We start from the raw sequence: 25802 nt of genomic DNA on the forward strand, positions 1-25802 counted from the left end.
GGGAATACGCATGCAACACGCGAGTCGGAAGAGACAGGAGGAGGCGAGGCAGTCGGCACATGAAGAAGCCGTACTGACCGTCCGCAACGTTAAGAAACAAATCAGCGGGAAACCAATCATCAAGGACGTCACGTTCGAAGTCCGCGCCGGCGAAATTTTCGGTTTTCTCGGGCCGAACGGCGCCGGCAAAACAACGATGATCCGCATGCTCGTCGATCTGATCAAGCCGTCTTCCGGCGAGATTCTGATTTGCGGCGAAGACATCGGCCGCCATCCCGAAGAGGCGCTGCGCCACGTCGGCTGCATCGTCGAAAATCCCGAAGCCTATTCCTACCTGACGGGCTGGGAAAATCTCGAGCATTTCGCGCGCATGCAGCGCGGCATCGATAACGCGCGAATTCGCGAGGTCGTTGCTATAGTCGGTCTCGATGCCCGCATCCACGATAAAGTAAAAACGTATTCGCTTGGCATGCGGCAGAGGCTTGGCATCGCGCAGGCGCTGCTCGGCCGGCCGAAGCTGCTCATTCTCGACGAACCGACAAACGGGCTTGATCCGAAAGGCATCAAGGAGCTGCGGGAATTCGTGCGCATGCTGGCGAATCAGGGGATGAGCCTGTTTATTTCGAGCCACCTGCTGAGCGAGATCCAGCTGATGTGCGACCGCGTCGCGATCATTAGCCATGGCATGGTGCTGGCCGTCGGCACGGTGGACGAACTGCTTCACGGCGCGGACAATTACGTCGTCTGGCAATTCGAGCAGCCGGAGGCGGGGCGGCGCCTGCTCGCGGGCGAGGGCGACGTCGAACTCGTGCTTGACGAGCATCGGATCGACGAAAGCTTGCTGGCGGGAATGAGGGAGGCACTCATCACGGCGATGAACCCGGAGCGGATCGCGTCCTTGGTCGAGAAGGCGGTGCTCGCCGGCATCGGCATCGTGGCGGTGCACAGCATCGCGCCTACGCTGGAGCAGTTATTTTTACGGATGACGGATGGTGAAAGCATTGGATAGACTGTTCCCGCTCATACAAAACGAGACGCTTAAGATCTGGAAGAAAAAGCGGTTTTTCGTCATCGTGCTCGTGCTGCTGATCCTCATTCCGATCTTTACATACGCGCAGTTTCGGATCACAGAGACGAATAAGAAGAATTTCAAGGATTGGCGCAATCAGCTCATCCAGCAAATCAACGAATACCAAAACATGCTCTCCAGCGACAGGATCCCGGAGGAATGGAAGCATTCGCGGCGGATCGCCGTGCAGCAGCTGCAATACTACCTGGATCACGATGTCAATCCGAACTCGCCGGACGGCGTCACGTTCACCCGAAGCTTCCTGTCGAACGCGGTCACGCTGTTCTTCCCGCTGCTCGTGCTTGCCCTTGCGTCAGACATCGTATCGGGCGAGCGCACGTCGGGCACGATCAAAATGCTGCTCACGAGGCCCGTACGCCGATGGAAGATCCTGTTCAGCAAACTCGTGGCGCTTAGCCTCTACGTAGCATTAATCATAGTGGTCAGCGCCGTTCTCTGTTATTTAATATCCGGTGCGGTATTTGGTTATTACGGTTGGGAAATCCCCGTATTTACAGGCTTTGTAATCAAGGGATCTTCGGTCGAAAGCAGCTTTGTGCACGCGATTCCGCAATGGCTTTACTTGCTGATGGAAGCCGGGCTGATCTGGGTGTCGTCCATGACCGTGGCTTTGCTCGCGCTGATGGTATCCGTGCTCGTGCGCAGCACGGCCGCGAGCATCGTGACGATGATGGCGGCCGTCATCTCCGGAACGATCTTATCGAGCATGTCTTCTTCCTGGCACAGCGCCAAATTCATTTTCTCCGTAAATCTGCAGCTGACGGATTATCTGGCGGGCTCGCCGCCGCCGATTACGGGCATGACGCTTGGCTTCTCTCTTGTCATTTTGGCCTGTTGGGGGATTGCTTCCCTTGCCGTTTCGTTCTCCGTCTTTACGAAACAGGACATCTTGAATTAGAACCCACGGGATGAGCTGCGTCGAGTGAACGGATTTTGCTTCAAATAATGGATTATGCGGGAAGGACGGTGTCATCAAGGAGGTGCTGTCCAACCTGAATCCTCAGGTTTTCCTATGAAGCGAGTATATTTTATTGATAAGGTTTAGATTTCGTTGATTCGCTATGATAGGCAGATCCCGACGGCAGATGTATACTTTATGCATATGAAAGCGCTTCATATAGTAAATTACATCAGCAAGGAGAGGTGACCCCTCCGTGACGAATGCCCAAGGTTTGTCTTTGTTTAATGTACCTAAAAGAATCTTATCGTTATTGTTGTCCGTTCTAATTCTCATGTCGGCATTTATCTTTGCACAGCAGGCGAATGCCGCGTCATCGCAAATCGTAAATAATACAACGAAGTACGATACCGATGGCAATCCGATTTGGGCGCAAGGCGGCTGGGTCGTGAAAGAAGGAAATACGTTCTACTGGTATGGCATGGATTTTTCGACTTCCGGTGTGAAAAAAATCAACGTATATACGTCGACTGACCTTGTTAATTGGACATCGCATCAGGGCATAGTCGATTTCTCTTCCATTAACGCAAAGCTAGATGCGATCGGTGATACGACAACAGTTCGCTTTGCAAGCACGCAATGGGTGGGAAGACCGTTTGTTATGTACAATAGCGTGATAAACAAATACGTCATGTTCGCTGAATGGGGCAGCGGAGACGGAAATCGCAATAAAATTACGATCTTCACCAGCGATTCAGCAGCAGGACCATTTACTTACGAGAAATATATTTCACAACCAGGCGGATGGAAAATGGGCGACCTTGGATCCATCTTTACTGATTCCGACGGCAGCACTTACATTACTTACACAATCGACTATAACAACATTACGAATGCAGGTCTTCAAATTAGCAAGCTGAGCTCAGACTTCATGAGCATTGATTCCGTTACAAAGACGTTTGCTTCCACAGGCCCTTACAAAGAAGCGACAACCTTGTTTAAAACGGGATCGAAATACATCATGATGGCTTCTACAACCAACGGTTGGAAATCAAGCCAAACCTGGTGTTACTCGTCGACAAGCATGTCCGGAACATGGACGACTCCTTATGTTTGTGCGACAAGTCCATCTTCAACCAACTCTTTCGACACGCAAATCGATCAAGTTCTTCCCATTCAAGGCACACAAGGTACAGTATACATGTACATCGGAGACCGTTGGAATAATTTCAGCGGCGGAAGCACGGGTGTTGGTCGTAACCAATGGTATCCATTGACCTTCGACAGCAATGGAAACCCTGTCATTAACGGCTACTCTCAATGGTACATCGATCCAGCTGCCGGAACATGGAGCTCGGCTGCACCCGCCGGCCAAGTTGACACGAGCTTAACTTATGCACTTGTGAATGGAAATTCGGGTAAGGCACTTGGCGTTACGAGCAATGAGACAACAGACGGTGCGACGCTCGAGCAGCGCTCTTATACAGGAGCGGTAAGCCAATCATGGAAATTTGTTGATGCCGGATCCGGCTATTATAAAATTTTAAATGTCAACAGCGGTAAGTACATCGATATTTCTGGGGCATCTACGGCGGACGGTGCACAAGGCGTACAGCTGCCAGCAAGCAGCAGCACTAGCCAGCAATGGCAGCTTATTGATGCTGGCAGTGGTAATTATTCTGTTATTAACCGCAGCAGCGGAAAATATCTTTGCATTAGCGCAGGCGCGACGACCGACGGTGCTCCGGTTATTCAATGGACGCAATCGGGTTCCGCGAACCAAACCTGGCGCTTCGATACGGTTGCTCCGATCGATTTGACCAAAACGTATTCCATAACAAACCGAAACAGTGGTAAAACCCTTGGTACGGTTGGTGATGCAACGGCAGACGGCACGAGTATAGAGCAGCGCACTTATTCAGGCGCACCAAGCCAATCCTGGCAGTTTGAGTATACAAACGGCTTCTATAAATTCAAAAACGTAAACAGCGGCAAATACATGGACATCAACGGTGCATCGACAGCGGACGGTGCGGTAAACATTATTAATACCTCGAGCGGTTCAATCAGCCAATTGTGGCAATTGGTTGATGCAGGCGGCGGCTATTACAAGCTGAAAAATGTAAATAGCGGTAAAATGCTTGGAATTAGCGCTGGCAGCACGGCAGATGGCGGGATAAATCTGCAATGGTCAGATTCCGGCTCTATGAACCAGAACTGGAGCTTCGCTGTCCTGAACCCGTAAGTCCGTAAACGATAAGGAATCGAAGGGATGGAGTGATATCGCTCCATCTCTTTTTTTGTTGTTGATCGGCTTGCCGTCTTACAGGAAAGGAATAGTTGCAACTAGTTTTAAAACTACCGATTTTTTGACCAAAAAACCAGAATTATTTGCTAATTTCAGTAAGCGCTTTCATTTTAAAATATATAGGTAACCTTCACATCTAGGACAGCGAGGTGATATTTATTTATTTGCATTAATTCGAATCGTGGTTAATAATACTATATTTTCTAAGGAGGAAGAGAAGTGACAAGTAAAGGTTTGAAAAATCGGGCAATAAGTTTTTTAAGCATTCTAGCTTTGGCCAGCACGCTGATTCCGACCGCCTCTGTTCATGCCAACACAGACACGAATCCTGTCATTTTACTCGATGCCAACTCATCCGCAACAAGCGTATCGCCTTTGTTATTTGGCGCGAATTCACGCTACTATTTCGATGGAAGAGGGATGTACGATCCGGTAAATAAAGAGGTTTATCCCGATTTTTATGACAGCTACAACGATGCCGGAATAAAAGCCATGCGTTATCCCGGCGGTACGGTCGCCAATTTATTTAAGTGGCAGCGCGCCGTGGGCAATGGCAACGGGACGAATCCAGATAGCGGACTTCCGCAGGTTCACGGTATGGATCAAAGTGTGATGTCCGTTAATTTTAATCTGGATGAGGCATTAAAATTCACGGAGAATACGGGAACCGAGCTTACTTATATGTATGGCATGGGGAATGGGGATCCGACGGATGCGGCTAACCTGGTTCAATATCTGAACGGTACGGACACGAACAATCCTTATGTCCAATTACGAATAAGCAATGGACATCCTGCTCCTTATAATATCACTTATTTTGAGATCGGCAATGAGACGGGACCAGGTCCGCAAATGTATTGGTTAAACGGTATTCCATCCGGGACGGATTACCGGGATGCTTACGTTAACGGCAGCGTCGTTAATTTCACGAAGCAGACGGTCGTGCTTAAAGCCGATTGGAGCTTTATGAAACAAGGCGCTTATAAAAGCACTGGCGTTGCTGGACAAGAAGTTTATGCTCCGTATGGTCCACCGACGGCTGGAACGGATACACTCTATGTTGCCGGCGCTCCCTGGACAAGAGTGACTTCCTTCGCGGGATATGGTCCGTCCGATCAGGTCTATCAAATCGATTATAATACCGGACGAATCACGTTCGGGGATGGCATGAATGGCCAAATTCCGCCCGCCGGCGCAACCGTCACCATTACTTATAGCGCCTTTAAGTACGGTTATAAAGACTATTATACGGCTATGAAAAACGTTGATCCTACCATTAAAGTAATCAGTAATATAGCCGACAATGAGGCCATTGCCGCTTTCCGCAATGCGAATGTGCCTTACGACGGAATGACAACCCATCCGTACTGGGGGTTTGGCGTAACGAGCAATGCCAATTTGACAGACTACTACGCGGGGACGATGGGACAGGTTAACGTGACCGTTGGCTGGGTCTCGAGTTTGCAGCAAAGGTTGAAAATTGAACCGCTGTCCGGCGGTATCGTTTTCCCGTCCGAATATGGGCTGACCGCCAAGCTGAACGGATACCCGCACTATTTGCTAGGGCTCGGCGATGCGCTTTATATCGGAAAAACGCTGATGAAATATATGCAAATGGGCATTCCCATTGCCGAAAAACATAGCCTTATCGATACTTGGTTCCAGGAGGATAATCTGGGCATCGGCAATATGGCGATATTCAATAATAACAACACGCCGGGCAGCCCGTACAATTTTACCCCTAACGTGTCGGCCGAGATGTTTAAACTGTTGACCAATATGACAGGAACAACGGCATTAAACGCTCCGGCCATCGTCAATATGCCAACCTACGCATTCTCGGGAGGCAATAATGCAACTTACACTCAAAATTCCTTGAACAGCGTAGCGACGAAGGATGCCGACGGCAACTTGTATCTTCATGTTCTGAATGAAGCCCCGGCAACCGATTATACATCCACTATAAATATTGCCAATTATGAGCCGGGATCGACGGCTACGGTATGGAAGCTTGGCGAAGGTATTGCACTGGACCAATATAACCTGCCGGGCGAGGCGCCAACCGTTGTTAATGAAGAATCGACGATTTCGGTACCGGGCAATACCTTTACTTACACATTCCCGGCGCACACGATGACGGCTATCAAATTAAGCGGCACGGTGAGTAAACCGGCTTATATAGGAACGGCCCATTACAAATTGGACGAAACATCGGGCTCCACAGCTTCGGATTCTTCCGGAAACAACAATACGGCTGTCATCTCTTCCAATGGCGGCAACGTAACCTGGGAGTCAAACGGTAAAGTTAACGGCGCGCTTCATTTGGCTCCATCCGGAACTAATGCATTCGGGGATTACTATATAAGCATTCCGAATTTCTTCGATCCGGGAGCGACCAATTTTACAATAGCGGCTTGGGTTAAGCTTGATCAGCCATCCGGGCCGGGATCGAACCAAACGATCCTCGCCCAGGAAGGAGCGTCCGGCCGCAGTATACTGTATCGCGATGTTAATACGGGGAAACTGAACTCGTATCTGGGAGGCGTTACCACGACCTCAAACGGTACCATCCCCGTTGGAACATGGACGCATGTGGCCTTAGTCAAAAACGGCGGGACGATCCAGTTGTATATTAACGGAGCTCTCGATAAAACGGCTAGTGTAACGACGGAGTCCTCCACCGGCAAGTTCCGTGTGGGAGCGCATAAAGCTCCGTCTGCAACCAGCGCGAACTGGAACGGATCCATCGACGACATACAACTGTCACAAAAGGCTCTAACCTCGGCTCAGATTTCCAATATGTATGACGGCACCATTTATTACAGTATGAATGAAAACGTCGGATCCGCGGTGGCTTCCGATAATTCAGGCAACAATAACACGGCATCCCTCTTAACATCCGGCGGAAGCGCATCCTTTGATATCAATGGCAAGGAGGGCAGCGCCCTTCGTCTGTCCGGGTCTTACGGCGATTACTATTTAAGCGTTCCGAATTTCTTCGATCCGGCGTCTACGGATTTTACCGTGGCGGCATGGGTTAAGCTCGATCAGGCTTCGGCAGCAGGTTCAAATCAAACGATATTTGCTCAAGAAGGCAGCGGCGGGCGCAGCATTCTGTATCGCGATGTCAATACCGGCACGTTAAAATCATTCCTGGGCGGCGTGAATACAACTTCTACCGGAACGATCCCAATAGGTACCTGGACGCATGTCGCTTTGGTTAAAAGCGGCAGCACGATCAAGCTGTATATTAATGGCGTGCTTGATACAACCGCAACGGTAACTGCCGAATCGGCGGCGGGTAATTTCCGATTGGGCGCGCATAAATCGCCATCGTCAAACAATTCGAATTGGAATGGTTTAATTGACGAGGTTTATTTGGCTAAGAAGGCATTTTCAGACGCTCAAATTCAGAATCTTTATCATTAAGAAAGAGAATGGGGCTTAAAACAAAAACTGCACCGCGCTTCGCGGCAGGTAAAGCAGTAACCTTCAAATGAAAGGGGCTGTCTCATTAGTCATTAATTTGACGATGGGATAGCCTCTAGCTATTTGTCATGGGCTGTTTCATTTAATTGAAGCGGAAAATTGGTCAAAGGAAAGGATTTTGATCGTATTCACTCGAATAATTGTCGAGAGATAAAGAAGTGTCTGAGGAGGCGTTTCCCATGTTGAAAAACTATCGGCTGACTAAAGCGGACAAGCGAGGTCTAAGCCGCATCGATCCGAACGATACGGGCGGCATCGCAAGTAAGGAAGACATTCAAGATGAGTTTGAACACATGGAACGGAAGCTTCGCAATCTGCAGGACAAGTTGTTTGCCTCGAAGACGAACGGTGTACTCGTTTTGTTCCAAGGGATGGATTGCAGCGGGAAGGACGGCGTTATCAAGAAAGTCCTGTCCAACCTGAATCCCCAGGGCTTCCGTGCGGAAAGCTTCAAGAAACCGACGCCTGAAGAGTCAGCCCATGACTTCTTATGGAGGACGCATAAGGTTGTCCCTGCCAAAGGCTATATTACCGCATTCAACCGTTCTTATTATGAGGATGTGCTCGTTACCCGGGTGCATGGCTTGATACAAGACGAGGAAGCGGCAGCGCGGATGAAGCATATCCGGCATTTCGAGAAGCTACTAACGAACAATGGCGTCATGCTGATCAAAATCTTCTTGCACATTTCACCTGAATTTCAGCTTGAGAAAATCCGCGAGCGGCTAAGCAACCCGGAGAAGCTATGGAAATTCGATGCCAGCGATCTCAATGAGCGGCACTACTGGGATTCATACATTGACGCATACGAAGATGTCTTCCGGCATACGGCAACCAATCATGCACCCTGGCATATCGTCCCTGCCAACGAACGCTGGTTCCGCGATTACTTGGTGCTCCGGATTATTTTAAGTTCGTTAGAGAAATTGGAGCTTTCTTATCCAGAACCTGACATTGACACAAAAAGGCTTATGGAGCAGCTAGAATCCAACGCTTGATCGGATAGAGGCGATAAATGCTCTCGATGCCTTGATTATCCTAAACCTCTCGTTTGTTGTGATCGTTGTGGCTATTGTTTTTCTTTTGCGAGAGGCATTGAATAAAGACGGCTGGGTATTTATATAGGGATAAGCTTTGGTAGTGACGGTAATAGGGAAGTTTGTGTTAAAAAAGAAGTCGACCCTTCTCGCGGGTCGACTTCTTTTTTGCTATTGAGCGGTCAGAATTTGCGGACCTTCAGCCGTGATGGCGATCGTATGCTCGTATTGGGCGGCCAGCTTGTTGTCCAACGTCCGTGCGGTCCATCCGTCCGGATCGATTGTCATGAAGTAGGTGCCTTCCGTGATCATAGGCTCAATCGTGAACACCATACCTTCCTTGATACGGTGGCCTTTGCCAGGCTTGCCGACATGCATATAAGTCGGCTCTTCGTGCAGGTCGCGGCCGATGCCGTGGGCGAGAAGATCGCGCACGACGCCGAAACCGTGGGCTTCCGCATGCCGCTGAATCGCGCTCGTCACGTCGCCGAGTCGATTGCCGGGCTGCGCCTGCCCAATGCCCAGGTCAAGACATTCCTTCGTGACACGCATCAGCTTCTCGGCCGTCTGGGAGATCTGCCCGACCGCATAACTCCAGGCTGAATCGCCGAGCCAGCCATCGAGCTCAGCAACCGTATCAATCGTTACGATATCGCCTTCCTCAAGTGGCTTATTGCTTGGGAAGCCATGAGCGATTACATCGTTTGCGGAGGCACAGGTCGCATAAGGGTAGCCCTTATAGCCTTTCTGATATGGCTTTGCGCCGTACTTCAGCATCATTTCCTCGAATATGCGATCAATCTCGTTGGTTGTAATACCCGGTTGAATAAGAGGGGCGATTGCGCGGTGGCATTCAGCCACCACTTGGCATGCCTTGCGGATAGCCTCGATTTCAAGCTTGCTTTTTAGAATGACCATATTCGGATCAGGACTCCTTCGAAATTGCTTGCATAGCGAGTCGGGCGATTCGATCGACGTCCAGGTCGGAATTGCCCGCATAGTAGTGCAGTCCGCAGCAACCGACCAGCACGGCAAGCATATGGTCGACGCTGTCGTCTTCGCACCGTGCGATTGATCGCAGTGGAACGTACAGCCGTTCCGTGAATTTTCTTTTGGCCTGGTGTCGATCTCTTTCCGGCAAGCCGGCATAATGTTCCGCCGCCATTTTGTACACAAGATATGCGCGAGGGTCCGACTGCCACAACCGGATAAGCGCTTTGCAATACGCCAACAACTGCGAGTCATCCGGGGAACTGCCGCTGACGTCCGTCCATTCCGAGATCACTTGCTCGCATCGCTCGAATCCGCTTTCTAAAACGTCTTCTATCAATAAATGCCGGTTAGGGTAATAATGGTATACGGTGCCGTAACCGAGCCCTGCCTCGCGGGCAACGTCGCGAATATCAAAGCTTCCGCCCGTGCGGAAGTAGGAGCGTGCGGCGACGTCCAGAATCTGTTCTCTGCGCTGTATGCGTATCAGCTCATTTTGTTCTTTGGTACGGGGGCACATACCGGGTTAGCCTCCTTTTATAGACCTGCAAATTTGTCAATGTAAAAATAATAACGCACGGGGAAAAAAAATGCAAAAGATTTGTTGGTGTCCGATAACATAAAGAACCGCGTAATGAATGGTTCTTCGCGTCAAATTTAAAACGTGTTCGGGTTTTACGGGCGAAATAGCTGGTATAATAGAGATCGAAGTTTTAAGAATACATGACGATGTAAAACGGGAGTAACGGATTATGGATATAGACTATATGCTGGATGACGGCGCGTGGCGACGGCTGCTGGAGGGCGTCGCTGCGCGCTTCGACGAACTGACGATCATACGGGGCTTTCAATATTATAAACAGGGAAGGGTCGAGGAATTGGCGCTCCGAGATGACGGCGTGCACGTCGACGCGCGCGTTAAAGATAACCGGATGTACGACGTCGCCGTCGATCTGGACGACCTCGCGGCAAGCGAATGCGCTTGCTCCGCGAACCGCGCCTGCACGCATATGGCTGCAACGCTGATGCGCTACGCGGAGCTGTGCGGCCGGCCGATCCAGGCGCTCGCCAATGCGCGCAGCGCCTTGAAGAGCGCGCCAGCCATCGGCAAACCGGACGCTGGACGAGGCGGTACCCGCACAGGTACTGCAAGAGCAGCAGCGGAAGCACCGTCCTTGGAGAGAACCGCCAGCGAAGAAGGCGCAAACCGATTCGCCGTGCCGGCAACCGCTCAGCCTGTCCGTCCGACCTTGACGGAGACGGAGCTGACAGAACTCTCCGTTGCCAAGTGGCACGAGCGGTTCGAGAAGCGCCTTGGAGCGGTGCACCCGAACATCCGTACAGCACAAGAGGCCGGTGAGCTGCTCGCCGACCTGCAGGCGATGCGGCCCGAGCTGCCCTGGGCGCTTGAGCAGCTGTTCACCCTGCATGCTCTGTTATTCGTGCTGGAACTGGTCGTCAAGCCGAATCAGGCGGACTGGCGCCAATCGCGCCTGTTCATGGGCTACCATACGAAGATCGCGCTGGATGGGCTGCTTGACCAGGCACGGAACCTGCTCGAGGACAAGCTTGCTCTGGCTGACGACAGTTCCTTATATTGGCACCATCTAATGGGGACGGCGGATTTTCTTCGGACACGCATGATGACCGAAGAGAAGTCGCTCGGCTGCTTCGCGGCACTCCATGCTTCGCTGTGGCTGCACTGGCTGAGCCCGGACTCAGCCGGAAGTGCCGCGCTTTACGAGAAGGAGCTTCGCAAGCTGCAGGCGGCGGAAGCCGCGCTTGGTACGTCCTTGTCGCGCCAGCCTTGGAAGCTCGCGCAATGTCTCCTTCTGCTTTACTTGGCTCGCGACACGGAAGCTCGGTCGATGATCGTCCGTGACGGGGTCAATCTGAAGCCGGAGCATCTCACGCCGCTATTCGGCGTTCTCGAGCGCTCGGAACAATGGGCACGGCTGCGCGACTGGCTCGCGGAGACGGGACCGCTGCTCGGCAGCTCCCGCAGCGAAGACCTCGCGCCTTATGGCAACTATTGGGCTGCCGTTGTAGCGCAGCTGCCGGAGGCGGAGGCGACGATGTGGCTTACTCTACAGGAGATGTTGCCGTACTCGCGAACCGTCTACGAGGACGCGCTCGCGGCACACGGCAGGTGGGACCGGTGGATCGACCTGCAGATGTGCATGGGCCAGGACCCGCTGTCGTTCCGCGTTACCGCGCTGAAACCGGTCGAGAAGGAAGCGCCGGAGATGCTGCTGCCATTCTACCATCAGGCGGTGGAACGGTATGTGCTGCAGAAGAACCGCGACGGCTACAAGGCGGCGACGAAGCTGCTGAAGAGGCTTGCCAAGCTCTACTCGCGGTTAAAGAAAGGCGAGCGGTGGGAACAGTTCATCACCGCGTTCGCGGTCAAGAACAGCCGGCTGCGGGCGCTTCAGGAAGAACTGCGCAAAGGAGGACTGTTGTCATGAATGCGTACGCCGATACGCTTACGATTCAAGCAAGCCTGACCGAACAAGGCGACGCTCTGATCTATGGCGCTGACTCCTCCGGCTACGTGCCGGGGTTGCTTGTCAAGCAGCGGCTGTTTGCCTGGCATGAGCCGTCTTTCTATGGCACGGAGCTTGAGATCGAGAAGCTGCGGGACGAGCTGGAGCTCGTCGTGCTGCCGGCGGAGATGGTCGTACCGTTCTTCGCCAAGCCCGAATTGCTGCCAATGCACGTGAACTGGCGGCTGGAAGGGGATGCCGCTCGGCTCGCCGAGGTTGCGCCAACGCTGGAGCGCATCGTCGCGGAGCGGAAGTTCATCCCGAGTTTCGAAGCTTACAAGGCCGATAAGCTGAGGTGGACATGGGACGAGGCTGCGTTTGACGCGAAGTCGCGCCGAATGATGCGCGCCCTGGAGGCCGGCGGCCGGTTTGCCGGACGGGACGACGGCGAACCAATCGGAGAGGCAGATTGGGACGAAGAAGCCCAGGGCAGGGAAGCAGCGGACGCCGCTTTCCTGGCCGGCCTCGGCGCCGCCTTCTCCGCGGTGGTATTTCATCGGCATTACGGCACGGAGGAAGCAGCCGGCGACCTGCGCCGCGACTTCCCGATGCTGTTCGCAGGCGACCGAGCCGCGGCGGTCGCGGGCCTCGACGAGCGCGGCTGGCTTGTCGCGAGCGGCTGGAAGGCAGACACGCTGCCGTTCCGGCCGCTCCTGCAGCTGCTGGAGCCGGAGGATGCCGAAACCAGCGGCTGGCACCTCGCGCTCCTGCTGCAGGACAAGCTCGAACCGGCGAAGCTGGTGCCGATTCGGTTAACCGCGGACGGAGAAGCCTCCGGGACATGGCCTTTCGGATGGACGATTCATGTGCGCGAGCGCTCCGCGTCCTGGCTTGCGCATCTTCGCGCGAGCCTGCCGGCGGACCGACTGGCCGGAAGCCCTTCGAACGTACTGAACGCACCGTTGTCCGACGAAGACGCTTGGCGGTTCCTGACTGCGGACAGCCAGCGATTGCTGGCGGCAGGCTGGCAGGTGTTGCTACCGGCCTGGTGGGAGGAGGCAAGCCGCAAGAAGCCTCGATTGCGCGCCAAGGTGCGCCCCGGCGAAGGAGAAGCAGAGCTTAAAGGCGGCAGCCGTTCCTTCTTCGGCCTCGACGCGCTTATCGAATTCGACTGGCGCGTGTCCATTGGCGATATTGACCTGAACGAGACGGAGTTTCGGGAGCTGGTAGCCCGCGGCGAGCGGCTCGTGCAATTTCGGGGCCAATGGGTGCCGCTCGATCCCGCCTTGCTCGCGCAAATCCGCAAGACGATGGCGGGCGTCGATCCGCGGCAGGGTCTGTCCTTCCAAGATGTCCTGCAGCTGCATCTGCGCCGCAGCCGCAGCTTCTTTGCCCCGGAGACTATGGGCAACAAGCGGGAAAGTGCCGACGAGGAGGGCATCAGGAACGAAGGCGAGCTGGAGATGGACCTTGAGCTGAACGAGCATTTGACGTCCGTCATCGCGCAGCTAACGCAGCAGACAGACTGGCCGACGATTCCCGTGCCATCGACGCTCCGCGCGGAGCTGCGCAGTTATCAGCAAGCCGGCTTCTCCTGGCTGGCGTTTCTGCGCCGACTCGGGCTTGGCGCCGTCCTTGCCGACGATATGGGGCTCGGCAAGACCATTCAGTTTATTACTTACTTACTGCACGTCGCAGAGGAAGCTGCCGCAAGCGGAGGACGCCGTCCCGCCTTGCTGATCTGCCCCACCTCGGTGCTTGGCAACTGGCAGAAGGAGGCGCGCCGATTCGCGCCTTCTCTGCGCATCATGCTCCATTACGGCAGCAAACGGCTCGGCGGCGATGCGTTCTACGAGGAAGCGGCGGAGGCCGATCTCGTGCTGACCTCGTACGCGACTTCGACGCTGGACCAAGAGCTGCTTGGCGGCTATACGTGGTCTGCGATCTGCCTCGACGAGGCTCAGAACATCAAGAATGCCGGCACGAAGCAATCCATGGCGGTCAAGAGCTTTCCCGCTCGGCACCGCATCGCGCTGACGGGCACGCCGATCGAGAATAAGCTTGCGGAGCTATGGTCGATCTACGATTTTACCAATCCGGGCTATCTCGGTACCGCCCGCACATTTGCCGAGCGATTCGGCCAGGCGATCGAGCGCGAGCGCGACGAGAAACGGACGCAAGAGCTGCAGCGGCTCGTGAAGCCGTTTATGCTCCGGCGCAAGAAGAAGGATCCTAACATCATGCTGGACCTGCCGGAGAAGAACGAAATGAAGACTTACATCCATCTCACAGGCGAACAGAGCGCGCTCTACGAGCAGACCGTAAAGGAACTGATGGACGAGGTCAAGAAGCTGGAGGGCATTCAGCGCAAAGGCGCAATCCTCTCCGCGCTGACACGGTTGAAGCAGCTGTGCGACCACCCTGTGCTGCTGACGAAAGAAGCCGTGCCTGTGCCGGAGGACGAACGCGAGGCGGCTGCCGAATCGGCGATGCTTATCAGCCGCTCTGCCAAGCTCGAACGGCTGCTCGACCTCGTGAAGGAGCTTCGCGAGGAGGGAGAACGCTGCCTCATCTTCACGCAATACATCGGAATGGGAGAGATGCTGCAGCGAGTGCTAAGCCGTGAGCTGGGGGAGCGCGTACTGTACCTGCACGGCGGCACCTCCAAGACGGCTCGCGACAGAATGATCGAGCAGTTCCAGTCCCGGGAGCTGCCGGCAGCGGAGCAGCCGAACGTGTTCATCCTGTCGATCAAGGCCGGCGGCGTCGGGCTTAATCTGACCGCGGCGAACCATGTATTCCATTTCGACCGCTGGTGGAACCCCGCCGTTGAGAACCAGGCGACGGACCGCGCCTACCGGATGGGCCAGACGCGCGACGTGCAGGTGCACAAGTTCATCTCGCTCGGCACGCTGGAGGAGCGGATCGACGAGATGCTCGAGAGCAAACAGCAGCTGAGCGATGACGTCATCACGAGCTCGGAAGGCTGGATCACAGAGCTGTCAACGGATGCGCTGCGCGACCTGTTCACGCTGCGGCGCGACTGGTCGGAATAGCGCGAGGCGCGAACGGAGCTCCTGTTTTAAGCTAAGCAGGAGTGACGTTACGTTTAGCCGTTTCCAGTGATAACAAGCTGAATGTGGTTTGAGGTATCCAAAGGAATTAGGCGGTAATGAAGAAGGAACTAATCCGGAGCAATTGTTCGCCGAAGGATTCGCCGCATGCTTTGAAGTCGCGGAAAGGGGAATGAGTTCGGTATAACCAAGCTCATTCCTGTCCTTTCTATAGTGAACTCTGATCTCCAAAAAGTGGGCATTGTATCCCGTCGCTACTCCGATTAGAATAAGCTCACGGAGGGGAAATGAAAACGCATCCATCCTTCCGTTACCTATAAGCTCAACCAATCTTTTAATAGATAGGGGAGATATAAAGCCAATGAAGAAAGCCGTTGACACTTTGTTTGTGAACACCTTCACTGATGGCGTATTGGACCCGGCTAAACCGATGTTAGGACCACTGAGAGACGGCGGATACATCGTTGCCAATACCGCGCCAGGGTGCTGGGGCCCGATGATTACGCCCGGACTTAAAGGCGGCCATGAGGTAACGACGCCGATATTCGTGGAAGGTGCGGAAGTTGGAGATGCGATCGTCATTAAAATTATATCGATTCAAGTCACCTCGATTGCGACAGCTTCGGGGAATGACAAGCCGATTGAAGGCCGCTTCCTTGGAGATCCTTTCGTTGCCGGAAAATGTCCTTCTTGCGGAACATTAAATCCTGATAGCGTCATCGAAGGCATCGGACAAGAAGCCGTCCGATGCGCATCATGCGGGGCCGATATTACGCCCTTCCATTTCACGAATGCCTATACGATGACCTTCGACGATCGAGGGCAGGTTGGAGTTACGGTCTCCAAGGAAGCCGCCGAGAAATTCGCCCGGGACGGGCATCATTATATGCAAATACCTGACGGATCCATACAAAATCCGATCGTCACGTTTGCTCCGCATGATCTAGTTGGCGTTGTCTCGCGTATGCGGCCATTTATCGGCCAGTTGGGTACAACGCCATCCAAGGCGATACCGGATTCGCACAATGCCGGCGATTTCGGCTCATTCCTAATCGGCGCACCGCATGCGTATGCATTAACGCAGGAGGAGCTGGATGAACATCGCACGGATGGTCACCTGGACAACAGCCGCGTTCGCGCTGGCGCTACATTGATATGTCCGGTCAAGGTACCCGGCGGCGGCATTTACTTGGGCGACGTGCATGCCATGCAGGGTGATGGCGAAATTGCCGGCCATACGGCAGACGTCTCTGCAATCGTACACCTTCAGGTCAAGGTACTGAAAAACGTTCGGCTTGAGGGGCCAATATTGCTGCCGAACAAGGAAGATCTGCCGTACACGGCCAAGCCTTTTTCCGCCTCCGAGAAGCGCTCGGCTGCCGTGCTTGCTGCCCGATGGGGCATGAAGGAAGTCGAAGACTCACTGCCACTGTCAATCGTGGGCTCAGGCCCGAATTTGAATGCGGCTACCGATAACGGACTCTCCCGCGCCGCCAAGCTGTTTAACGTGACGGTACCTGAAATTATGAACCGCGCCACGATTACCGGTTCCATTGAAATCGCCCGCCATCCGGGCGTCGTCACCGTAACCTTCCAAGCGCCAAGGATTTATCTGGAACAGGCGAAGCTTGCTGAAATCGTGGAGGAACAATATAACAATGACAATTTTTCTGATGAAAATATTTAGATGTGCTGCCTTGATTTACTCTTTCCGGATTAAGTTAATCCTTGTAACAATATGACATTTCGTTGAAGAAAAGTGCCAGATGCCATCTCTATGAGGCATCTGGTTTATTGTCGTTGGCGAAAAAGTTGGAAGGAAGATTATATAAAACCCCTTGAAGATGGAAATAATTAGATGGTCCAAGTTTATAAACAAGCCGGACGAAAAATCACGTTCGCTGCATTTTAACCTATTTTCTCCGGAGGAACCATCTATGCCTACCCTAACGGAACAACTCAGCGAGCGCGCGCACGAGCTCGCGCTCCAGCAACAGATCAAGGCCGCGGCCGGAAGGTCCGGTTATATAAAAAAACAATTCGACGCCGACATCGCCAGCATCCGAGCTTTCGTCGCTTTGCTTCAGGACGAACCGGTCGGCTGCGGTCAGCAAGCCGAGGAATGGCTGCTGGACAATGCGGAATTCATCGAGGAACAAGCGCTGAACGTGAAGATGCATCTGTCAGAGTCATCGCTTATCCGTCTGCCCCGGCTGCGCGGCGAAGAACGGTTGCGTATCCATGCGCTTTGTTTGGCGTATCTGGATCAAGTGGACGGCATACTGGACGAGGGGACGCTTCTGGCATTCCTAGGCGCTTATCAGGAAATTTCCGTGCTGACGCTGGCCGAGACCCGGTTTATTCCGATCATGCTCAAGGTCTCGCTTATCGGGAAGATCGCCGAATCCATGGCGTTGGTTCGGGATAGGCGGGAAGTATGCAGTCAAGTTCAGAGGCTGCTAAATCAGATTGAACCGACTAGCCTAAACGCCGAAACGATTGGCATAGCGCTTGAGCAAGCAGGACAGACCCAGCCGTTGTCCGGTCCATGGGCCGCGCATCTCATCAGCCATTTGCGGGAATGGTCTGGCGATTCGGCTGCCGTACGCGAATGGCTCGTTTGCACGTACGAGAACGGCTCCGACGATCTTGACCGAATCGTCACGTATGAAGCCAAGCTTCAGGTCGCTTATCAGGTAAAAGCAGGCAATCTCATTACGAGCCTCCGCAGCAACGAGCGCAGGAACTGGGAGGATCTGTTCGAGGCGATCAGTCTGCTCGATCGCACCATGCGCGAGGATGTAACGGGGATTTACCCCCGCCTGGATACATCCAGCAGGAACGAGATCTTAAATCGGATCGCGAATTTGGCGAGACGCCTGCGAGTGCCCGAGAGTCTCGTCGCGTCGCATTCGCTCGCGCTTGCCAAGCAGGAATATGAAAAAGAGCCTGCCCGTCCGGTACGGATAGAGAATAAAGTTACGGGTCAAGAACATCCGCAGGAAGAGCTAATGCGTCAAGCATTCGCAGCGTATTACCTCTTCGAGCAGGCAGGCGTTAACCGCTTGATGCAAACGTTGAAGCAGTGCAGCAAAGTGAGGAACATGCCGGCAAAAGGTTTGGCCAGAAGCGCGTCCATGAATTATTTCTCCTCTCTGCTGGTACTGTTCGTGCTGCTGCTGGTCGCCGCGGCGGCTTGGGTCATCGATTGGCACACCTTATCAAGCGCCGGCATTGCGGCAGTATGCCTTGCTCTTCTGTTCCCCGTTAGCGAGTGGGTCATGACGGGATTGAACTTCGGAATCGAGCGCATCTGTCGGGCCAAGCCCCTGTTGCGGTTCGACTATTCGAGCGGGATTGCGGCCGAAGCTGCGACGATGGTCGTCATACCGGCTATATGGTCGACGATCCAAGAGGCGGAAGAGCTTGCCGATCGGCTTGAGGTCCACTATTTAGGCAATCGGGACTCGAATATTCATTACGCGCTGCTGGGAGATTTCGCCGATGCGAGAGAAGAAAGCCTTGCTTCGGACGAACCGCTTATCGCCGCGGTCAAAGCCCGTATCGACAGCTTGAACCGCATGTACGGGGATAGCGGCACAACCTTCCATTACTACCAGCGAGCAAGACAATGGAATCCCGGGGAAGGCACGTTCATGGGCTGGGAGCGAAAAAGGGGAAAGCTGGTCGAGTTCGTGGAATTGTTACGCGGCAGCGGAGATACCAGCTATAAGGTATTGCACGGCGACCGCAAGGTGCTGCCCGGCATTCGGTATATCATCACCTTGGATGCCGACACCCAGCTTCCGATCGGAAGCGCGCAGCGGCTGATCGGTACGATGCATCTACCCTATAACCGGCCTCGCTTAAATAAGTCGGGTACAAGGGTAGTGGAAGGATACGGCGTCCTGCAGCCACGCATCGGCACCAGCCACGCATCGGCCATGCGTTCCCGGCTGGCTCATTTCTGGTCCGACCCGGGTATTGACCCGTACGCTTTTACCGTCTCCGATCCTTACCAAGACGCGTTCGGTACCGGCATCTTTACGGGGAAAGGGATTTTCGACGTCAACGTGTTCGCTCAATTGCTTGGCGAGCGCATCCCGGATAATACCGTGCTAAGCCACGATTTGCTCGAAGGCGGATTTCTGCGGGCAGCGCTCGTGTCCGACATCGAGTTGATCGAGGAGCATCCTTCCACCTTTCTATCTTTCCAAAAACGGATGCATCGATGGGTTCGAGGGGACTGGCAGCTGCTGTGCTGGCTCCGTCCTAAGCTTTGCGACCGGCACGGGGAGCTTCAGCCGATTGATCTGTCTATGCTTACCCGTTGGCAAATCATCGACAATTTGCGGCGCAGCCTGCTGCCAATCGCGCTGTTCGTGCTGTTCGCGCTTGCTGTAACCGTTTTGCCTGGTTATCCGGCGCGCTGGCTGGGGCTATTGTTCCTCACGTTGCTGCTGCCCTTAATCAGGCAGCTAGCCAACATGAATCCGGCAGGTATGCATCCAAAGTACGTGTTGTCGACATTGGTGCTGGTCGGCATTGAATTCTGGACGCTACCGTTTCAGACTGCCGTGTTGCTGGATGCCATCTTCAAGACGATCTACCGCATGGGAATCAGCAAGCGAGGGATGCTCGAATGGACCAGCTTCTCGCAGACGGAACGCAGCCAAATTCAAACGAAGCGCCGCATGATTCTCGGGGACAGAGGGGGCTACTTGCTGATCTTGCTGTTTGCGGCCGCGGCAGTCCTGCAGCCGAGCAGCCCCCTTATGTGGTTCGGATTGGCCCTTTGCCTCTTCTGGGCGCTTGCTCCGATTGCGGTACGCTGGCTGGATCAACCCGTTCTCAAACCGGAGAAGCCGCTCGAAGCGGCGGACGCGGAGCAGCTGCGCACTTTGGCGAAGGAAATTTGGCAGTTTTACGAGGACTTTGCGGGGAAAGAGGATCACTTCCTTCCGCCGGACAACGTGCAGATCGAGCCTCCGAACGGTGTAGCGCACCGAACTTCACCCACCAATATTGGGTTCCTGCTAACGGCAGCCATAGCCGCGAGGGAGCTTAATTTCATCACAACGCCGATGCTGGTGGAACGGCTCGAGCGTACGGTCGGCATGATTGAACGGATGGAGAAGTGGAACGGACATTTGTACAATTGGTACGACACCTCGACGCTGGAACTGCTTCGACCTGCCTATGTCTCCACGGTCGACTCGGGTAATTTCGTGGCCAGCCTAATGACGGTCAAGCAGGGGCTGCTTCGCTGGCTTCAAGAGGACGGGTGGGGCAAAGGTTCCCGGCAGCGGGGGCAAGCTCGATTAGCAGCAGCCGCCTACGGCACGGAATTTGCCATCGAACTGGATCGTATCCATCCGGAGGAAATCTACGACGCGCGGCAAGAAGACCGGCATGCCAAGCAAGATGAGCAGCCGCACGAGACAACGGCTTGGATAGGCCAAGGATATGAGCTTGTCGACCGCTTGGAACGGTTAATCGTCTCAACGGATTTCCGACAGCTCTACGACGACAAGGCTAAGCTGTTCGTGCTTGGTTACCATGCCGATTCGGGTCAACGGGAAACGATTCTCTACGATTTGCTCGCATCGGAGGCCAGGCAAACGAGCTTCGTAGCCATCGCGCTCGGTCAAATTTCGGTCTCCCACTGGCTGGCGCTTGGCCGCACGGCCAAGAAGCAGGGTGGCCAAGCGACGCTGATCTCCTGGTCCGGCACGATGTTTGAATACATGATGCCTTGGTTGATTATGCGAACGTATCCTGGAACGGTATGGGACAGTACTTACCGAGGCGTCGTGCAGCGGCAGATCGATTACGCCGAAGGACTCAGCGTGCCTTTCGGCATATCGGAATCAGGCTATTACGCGTTCGACTATCAGCTGAATTATCAATACCGCGCCTTTGGCGTGCCTGGGCTAGGTTTCAAGCGCGGGCTTGAGGAAGACACGGTCGTAGCGCCGTACGCCACGATCATGGCGCTTCCGTTCGCGCTGCGCGAAGGCATGCGAAATTTGAAGCGCTTGGATCAGCTCGGCATGCGGGGACAATACGGCTATTACGAGGCGATCGACTTCACCGCCCGCCGTATGCCGCAGGGAGAATCTTACAAGATTATCCGCAGCTTCATGGCGCATCACCAAGGCATGAGCCTGCTTACGCTGGTCAACATGCTGGTGCCGTCCTGCATGATCGATTATTTTCATGCCGATAAACGCGTTCAGGCAGCCGAGTTGCTGCTGATCGAGCGGATCCCGCCCAAGTCGGCCCTCCTCAATCGGGAGCTGCCGGGAAGATCGAGAAGCGGCGGCGAGACCAAGCTGCCGCAGAATGACACGCTGCGCGAATTCTCGGAAGTGCCGGCGCCTTTACCCGAGGCGAACGTACACGGGAACGGTTCGATAACGACAGTCTTGACGGAAACCGGCAGCGGCTTCATCCGGTATAACGGGCTGGATCTGACGCGCTGGCGGGAAGATCCGGTGATGGCTCCTTGGGGAAGCTTCATCTATGTTCGGGACGTGGAGAAGAATGTCTGCTGGTCCCCGTCTTATCTGCCATGCCGCAAGAAAGCGGATCAATCGAGCGTGCAGTTTAGGAAGGAGCGGACGACGTTCCTACGGGAGGATGACGGGCTATTGACCAAGCTGGAAGTGACCGTATCGACCGAGCATAATGCGGAGCTGCGCCGGCTGACGTTGACCAACGCGACGCAGGAGGCCCGAATTATCGAAGTAACGACGTATATGGAGCTGGCCATGGCGAGGCACGACGCGGACAAGGCTCATCCTTCCTTCACCAAGCTTTTCGTCGAAACGGAGTTCGCTTCGGAAGCGCAGTGCCTGCTAGCCCGCAAACGCCCGCGCAATGATGACGAGGCGCCGTTATGGGCATTCCACACGCTGCAAGTTGACGAGGAACATGGAGGAATTGAATTCGAAACCGACCGCGCGGCCTTCATTGGCAGAGGGCATACGCTTGCCAATCCGCGCGGACTAACCGCTCGGCTTGCAGGCACCTTCGGTGCTGTCGCCGATCCGGCGTTTATCATGCGCAGGCGAGTGCATATAGCACCCGGCAGGCAGATCAGCCTGACAGCCGTAACCGGCGCCGCCGAGAGCAAGGAGCAGGCGCTAGTAATCGTTTCGCAGCTTTCGTCGGCCCCACAGGCAGAACGTTCATTCCAAATGGCTTGGACACGAAGCCAAATCGATCTGCAGCATTTCCACATGAGCGAACAGGATGCGTCCGCTTACCAGCTGCTGGCCGGAAGAGTCCTGTTCGCATCGCCGCTCCGGCCAGAGCAGGAGGAAAGCATCGCCGAGAATAAGAAAGGGCAGCCGGGTCTATGGGCGCATGGCGTCTCCGGAGACAGACCGATCGTATTGGCGAGCATCGCCGAAACGTCGAGCCTGCCGTTCATGAATAAACTCCTAATCGGCTACGAATATTTGCGCCGGAAAGGATTGAGCTTCGATCTCGTCATCTGGAACGAGTCCCCAGGCGGCTATCAGCAGGAGCTCCGCGATGCGCTGCAGCGGATGATCGAGCTGAACGTGCATAATCCAAACAATGGCGCAGGCGTGCATATCGTCGCGGCATCCGAGCAATCCCACGAGGACAAGGTTCTGTTGTTCGCCGCTGCGCGGCTGCTGCTGCATGCCGGAGGACCAAGCCTGAGAGCCCAGCTCCAGCCTCGTGATTTCGCACGCGCCGGGCAAGTTCCCGAACTGGCGCCCGTTGCGACGCCAGACCTCTATTCCGACAGCCCTTCGCGCACCGAGAGCGAGGGTCTGTTCTTCAACGGGTATGGAGGCTTCTCGGCGGATGGCGGCGAGTACCGGATCGTGCTGCGCAATGGGCAGCATCTGCCCGCGCCGTGGATCAACGTGATTGCGAACGAGAAATTCGGCTTCCTGGCCTCGGAGCTGTACACCGGTCAAACCTGGTGGAGCAACAGCCGAGAATGCAAACTGACGCCATGGTCCAATGATCCCGCCCTGGATCCGCCTGGCGAAGCTGTGTATATACGGGATGAATGGAGCGGCGAATACTGGGGCATGACGCCATCCCGAAAGCTGGAGTCGAAAGCGGTGTATACGGTATCGCATGGACAAGGCTATTCGCGCTACGAGCACGAGAGTCACGGTCTGCGGCATGAGATGACGGTGTTTGTCCCTCTACAGGATCCCGTTAAGATCATCAGGCTCCGCTTGAGTAATGATACAAGCGAAGCTCGGAAGTTATCCGTGACGTACTACGCCGAGTGGGTGATCGGAGTGAATCGCGAGGATAACGCCTCCAACATCGTCACGGAATGGGATCCTAAGCATCATATCCTGCTTGCGCGGAACAGCTATCAGGACACGTTCCGCAACGCGACACCGTTCCTTGCCATGCATCCGCGGACATCAGAGCCGAGCCAGTCTTGGACGGGAAGCCGGCTTTCGTTTATCGGGAGGGAAGGCGACTACGAAAATCCCGCAGCAATGCGCAATGCCCATCTTTCGGGGGAGACGGGACCGGTGCATGATGCCTGCGGAGCGGTTCAAGGCATCGTATCGCTCGAACCCGGCGAGGAAGGCGTCGTCTATATCTTGCTTGGCTGCGGCGATTCCCGCGAATCCGCGGCTCAGCTTGCCCAACAGTACGGTGTAGCGGACGCATGCGAACAGGCTTATCAGGATGCGCGAGACTTCTGGAAAGACGTGAACGGCACAATCCAAGTTGCTACGCCTTCGGCCGAAATGGATATTATGCTGAACAACTGGCTGCTCTATCAATCGCTGGCTTGCCGGATGTGGGCGCGTACGGCATTCTATCAGGCGGGAGGGGCCTTCGGGTTCCGCGATCAGCTTCAGGATTCCTTATCCATGCTTCACGCCCGCCCGGAAATGACGAGGGCGCAGATCATTCGACATGCCTCGCATCAATACCGCGAAGGGGACGTGCAGCATTGGTGGCACGAAGAAACGCACCGCGGTATCCGTACGAGATTTTCGGACGATCTGCTCTGGCTGCCGTATGCAGTTGTCCGTTATCTGGAGCATACGGAGGATGAAAGCATACTAACGGAAATAGCTCCCTTCCTGCAGAGTGAGCTGCTAAAGGAGGACGAGCACGAACGTTACGAGGAGACGGTTGTGTCGGAGGAGAACGGTACGATACTCGAACACTGCTTCCGCGCGATTGATCGGGCGCTTCGCTTCGGCGAACACGGGCTGCCGCTCATGGGCATCGGTGATTGGAATGACGGAATGAGCAATATCGGTCCTCTTGGACGCGGCGAAAGCGTATGGCTGGGCTGGTTCCTGGGCGAAGTCCTGCGCGGCATTGCCGGAATCTGCGAAAGGTATGGCGAACAGGGACGCGCGGAACGGTACTTGAACGCGCGAAGCAAGCTGGAGAAGGATATGCAGGAGGCAGCCTGGGACGGAAATTGGTACCGCCGCGCGTTCAACGACGCCGGCGAATGGCTAGGATCCGTCCGCAACGCGGAATGCCGCATCGACGCCATCGCCCAATCCTGGTCGGTCATCTCCGGCATGGCGCCGAAGGAGCGCGCGCAGCAGGCGATGCTCTCCTTCGACCGGGAGCTGGTCAACAGGCATCTTGCCATAGCGCATATTCTGACGCCGCCGTTTGACAAGACCAAGCCCAGCCCGGGCTATATCCAAGCCTATCCGCCAGGCATTCGGGAGAATGGGGGCCAGTATACGCATGGCGTCATCTGGAGCATTGTTGCGTGGAGCATACTCGGGGACGGGGACAAGGCGTTCGAGCTATTCCATATGTTCAACCCCATCACCCACACAAAATCGTCGTTTGACGCCCGCACTTACGTCGGGGAGCCTTATGCCATGACGGCTGACGTCTATACGGAACACCCGCATCGCGGACATGCGGGCTGGACGTGGTACACCGGTGCTGCGGGCTGGATGTATCAAGCGGGCATCGAGTGGATTTTAGGGCTGAGGAGAAGAGGACAAAAGCTGCTGATCCAGCCTTGCATCCCAGCGGAATGGCCGGAATTTACCGTTACGTATACGTACAAGCGCACAGCCTACCGGATCACCGTCCGCAATCCGTCGGGCAAATCCGGCGGCTGTACGGCATTGCGAATCGACGGAAAAGAAGCCGATCTCAGCTTGAATCTTATTGGCGAAAGTCCGTTTATCACGCTGGAGGACGACCAATTGGAGCACGTGATCGAACTGACTTTATAGCTCGCTTGCAGGGAACATGAAAAATGCCTGCACCACAACGAACGATGTAACGAAGGGGCCGCAAACTTGCGGCCCTTTTTGTATATCCGGGCGATCTTGACGCATTTCAGCACATAAGTGTCTCAAAATGAACTCTAAACTGTGCTTTTGCTCCTATTGATTGTTGAAATTTTAAGCGGCCTTGTACTT

The 25802-nt window shown here is 54.7% G+C and carries 12 protein-coding genes; 9 read left to right on the forward strand and 3 right to left on the reverse strand.

Annotation, left to right across the window (positions count from 1 at the left end; genetic code table 11):
* Positions 1-10: 10 nt before the first annotated feature.
* The 5 genes from FHT67_RS26415 to FHT67_RS26435 all read left to right on the forward strand — a co-directional run bounded on the left by FHT67_RS26415 (position 11) and on the right by FHT67_RS26435 (position 8783).
* Entirely contained in the window at positions 11-1009 is a 999-nt protein-coding gene (locus FHT67_RS26415; RefSeq protein WP_167201838.1) for an ABC transporter ATP-binding protein, read from the forward strand.
* Positions 990-1988, forward strand: a complete 999-nt coding sequence (locus tag FHT67_RS26420) for an ABC transporter permease (protein ID WP_481856732.1) — start codon at positions 990-992, stop codon at positions 1986-1988. The genes FHT67_RS26415 and FHT67_RS26420 overlap by 20 nt, the downstream gene beginning before the upstream one ends.
* Before the next feature lie 334 nt (positions 1989-2322).
* Positions 2323-4233, forward strand: coding sequence for an RICIN domain-containing protein (locus tag FHT67_RS26425; RefSeq protein ID WP_208403557.1), 1911 nt, complete (start codon positions 2323-2325; stop codon positions 4231-4233).
* A gap of 282 nt (positions 4234-4515) precedes the next feature.
* A complete protein-coding gene (locus tag FHT67_RS30570) occupies positions 4516-7725 on the forward strand; it encodes a LamG-like jellyroll fold domain-containing protein (RefSeq protein WP_167201840.1) in 3210 nt (1069 codons plus the stop codon).
* Positions 7726-7964: 239 nt separating this feature from the next.
* Complete coding sequence (locus FHT67_RS26435) at positions 7965-8783, forward strand: PPK2 family polyphosphate kinase (protein ID WP_167201841.1); 819 nt, start codon at positions 7965-7967, stop codon at positions 8781-8783.
* Between the two features lie 210 nt (positions 8784-8993).
* Here FHT67_RS26435 and map read toward each other — a convergent pair whose 3' ends face one another.
* The 3 genes from map to FHT67_RS26450 all read right to left on the reverse strand — a co-directional run bounded on the left by map (position 8994) and on the right by FHT67_RS26450 (position 10822).
* The gene (map, locus tag FHT67_RS26440) at positions 8994-9740 is read right to left on the reverse strand and encodes a type I methionyl aminopeptidase (protein WP_132309731.1); all 747 of its coding nucleotides are present in this window, start codon (positions 9738-9740) and stop codon (positions 8994-8996) included.
* A gap of 7 nt (positions 9741-9747) precedes the next feature.
* Entirely contained in the window at positions 9748-10332 is a 585-nt protein-coding gene (locus FHT67_RS26445; protein WP_132309733.1) for a TetR/AcrR family transcriptional regulator, read from the reverse strand.
* 193 nt (positions 10333-10525) lie between these two features.
* Complete coding sequence (locus tag FHT67_RS26450; protein WP_167201842.1) at positions 10526-10822, reverse strand: hypothetical protein; 297 nt, start codon at positions 10820-10822, stop codon at positions 10526-10528.
* A gap of 75 nt (positions 10823-10897) precedes the next feature.
* On the opposite strand from FHT67_RS26450, the gene FHT67_RS26455 reads away from it, so the two are divergent.
* The 4 genes from FHT67_RS26455 to FHT67_RS26470 all read left to right on the forward strand — a co-directional run bounded on the left by FHT67_RS26455 (position 10898) and on the right by FHT67_RS26470 (position 25613).
* Complete coding sequence (locus FHT67_RS26455) at positions 10898-12280, forward strand: hypothetical protein (protein WP_167201843.1); 1383 nt, start codon at positions 10898-10900, stop codon at positions 12278-12280.
* The gene (locus FHT67_RS26460) at positions 12277-15354 is read left to right on the forward strand and encodes a DEAD/DEAH box helicase (RefSeq protein WP_167201882.1); all 3078 of its coding nucleotides are present in this window, start codon (positions 12277-12279) and stop codon (positions 15352-15354) included. Before FHT67_RS26455 ends, FHT67_RS26460 begins: the two co-directional genes overlap by 4 nt.
* 379 nt (positions 15355-15733) lie before the next feature.
* Positions 15734-17059, forward strand: a complete 1326-nt coding sequence (locus FHT67_RS26465) for an acetamidase/formamidase family protein (protein WP_167201844.1) — start codon at positions 15734-15736, stop codon at positions 17057-17059.
* Positions 17060-17309: 250 nt separating this feature from the next.
* Complete coding sequence (locus FHT67_RS26470) at positions 17310-25613, forward strand: glycoside hydrolase family 94 protein (protein WP_167201845.1); 8304 nt, start codon at positions 17310-17312, stop codon at positions 25611-25613.
* The last annotated feature ends 189 nt before the right edge of the window (positions 25614-25802 follow it).

This window comes from Paenibacillus sp. BK720 (genome assembly GCF_011761545.1).
In the GTDB taxonomy this organism is placed as follows: Bacteria; Bacillota; Bacilli; order Paenibacillales; family Paenibacillaceae; genus Pristimantibacillus.

Bases quoted from the DNA above. Each gene is read 5' to 3' on its own strand.
- FHT67_RS26435 (WP_167201841.1), top strand. From the start codon at position 7,965: ATGTTGAAAAACTATCGGCTGACTAAAGCGGACAAGCGAGGTCTAAGC.
- FHT67_RS26415 (WP_167201838.1), top strand. From the start codon at position 11: ATGCAACACGCGAGTCGGAAGAGACAGGAGGAGGCGAGGCAGTCGGCA.
- FHT67_RS26420 (WP_481856732.1), top strand. From the start codon at position 990: ATGGTGAAAGCATTGGATAGACTGTTCCCGCTCATACAAAACGAGACG.
- FHT67_RS26465 (WP_167201844.1), top strand. From the start codon at position 15,734: ATGAAGAAAGCCGTTGACACTTTGTTTGTGAACACCTTCACTGATGGC.
- FHT67_RS26450 (WP_167201842.1), bottom strand. From the start codon at position 10,822: ATGCGTGCAGGCGCGGTTCGCGGAGCAAGCGCATTCGCTTGCCGCGAG.
- FHT67_RS26445 (WP_132309733.1), bottom strand. From the start codon at position 10,332: ATGTGCCCCCGTACCAAAGAACAAAATGAGCTGATACGCATACAGCGC.
- FHT67_RS26460 (WP_167201882.1), top strand. From the start codon at position 12,277: ATGAATGCGTACGCCGATACGCTTACGATTCAAGCAAGCCTGACCGAA.
- map (WP_132309731.1), bottom strand. From the start codon at position 9,740: ATGGTCATTCTAAAAAGCAAGCTTGAAATCGAGGCTATCCGCAAGGCA.
- FHT67_RS26470 (WP_167201845.1), top strand. From the start codon at position 17,310: ATGCCTACCCTAACGGAACAACTCAGCGAGCGCGCGCACGAGCTCGCG.
- FHT67_RS26425 (WP_208403557.1), top strand. From the start codon at position 2,323: ATGTCGGCATTTATCTTTGCACAGCAGGCGAATGCCGCGTCATCGCAA.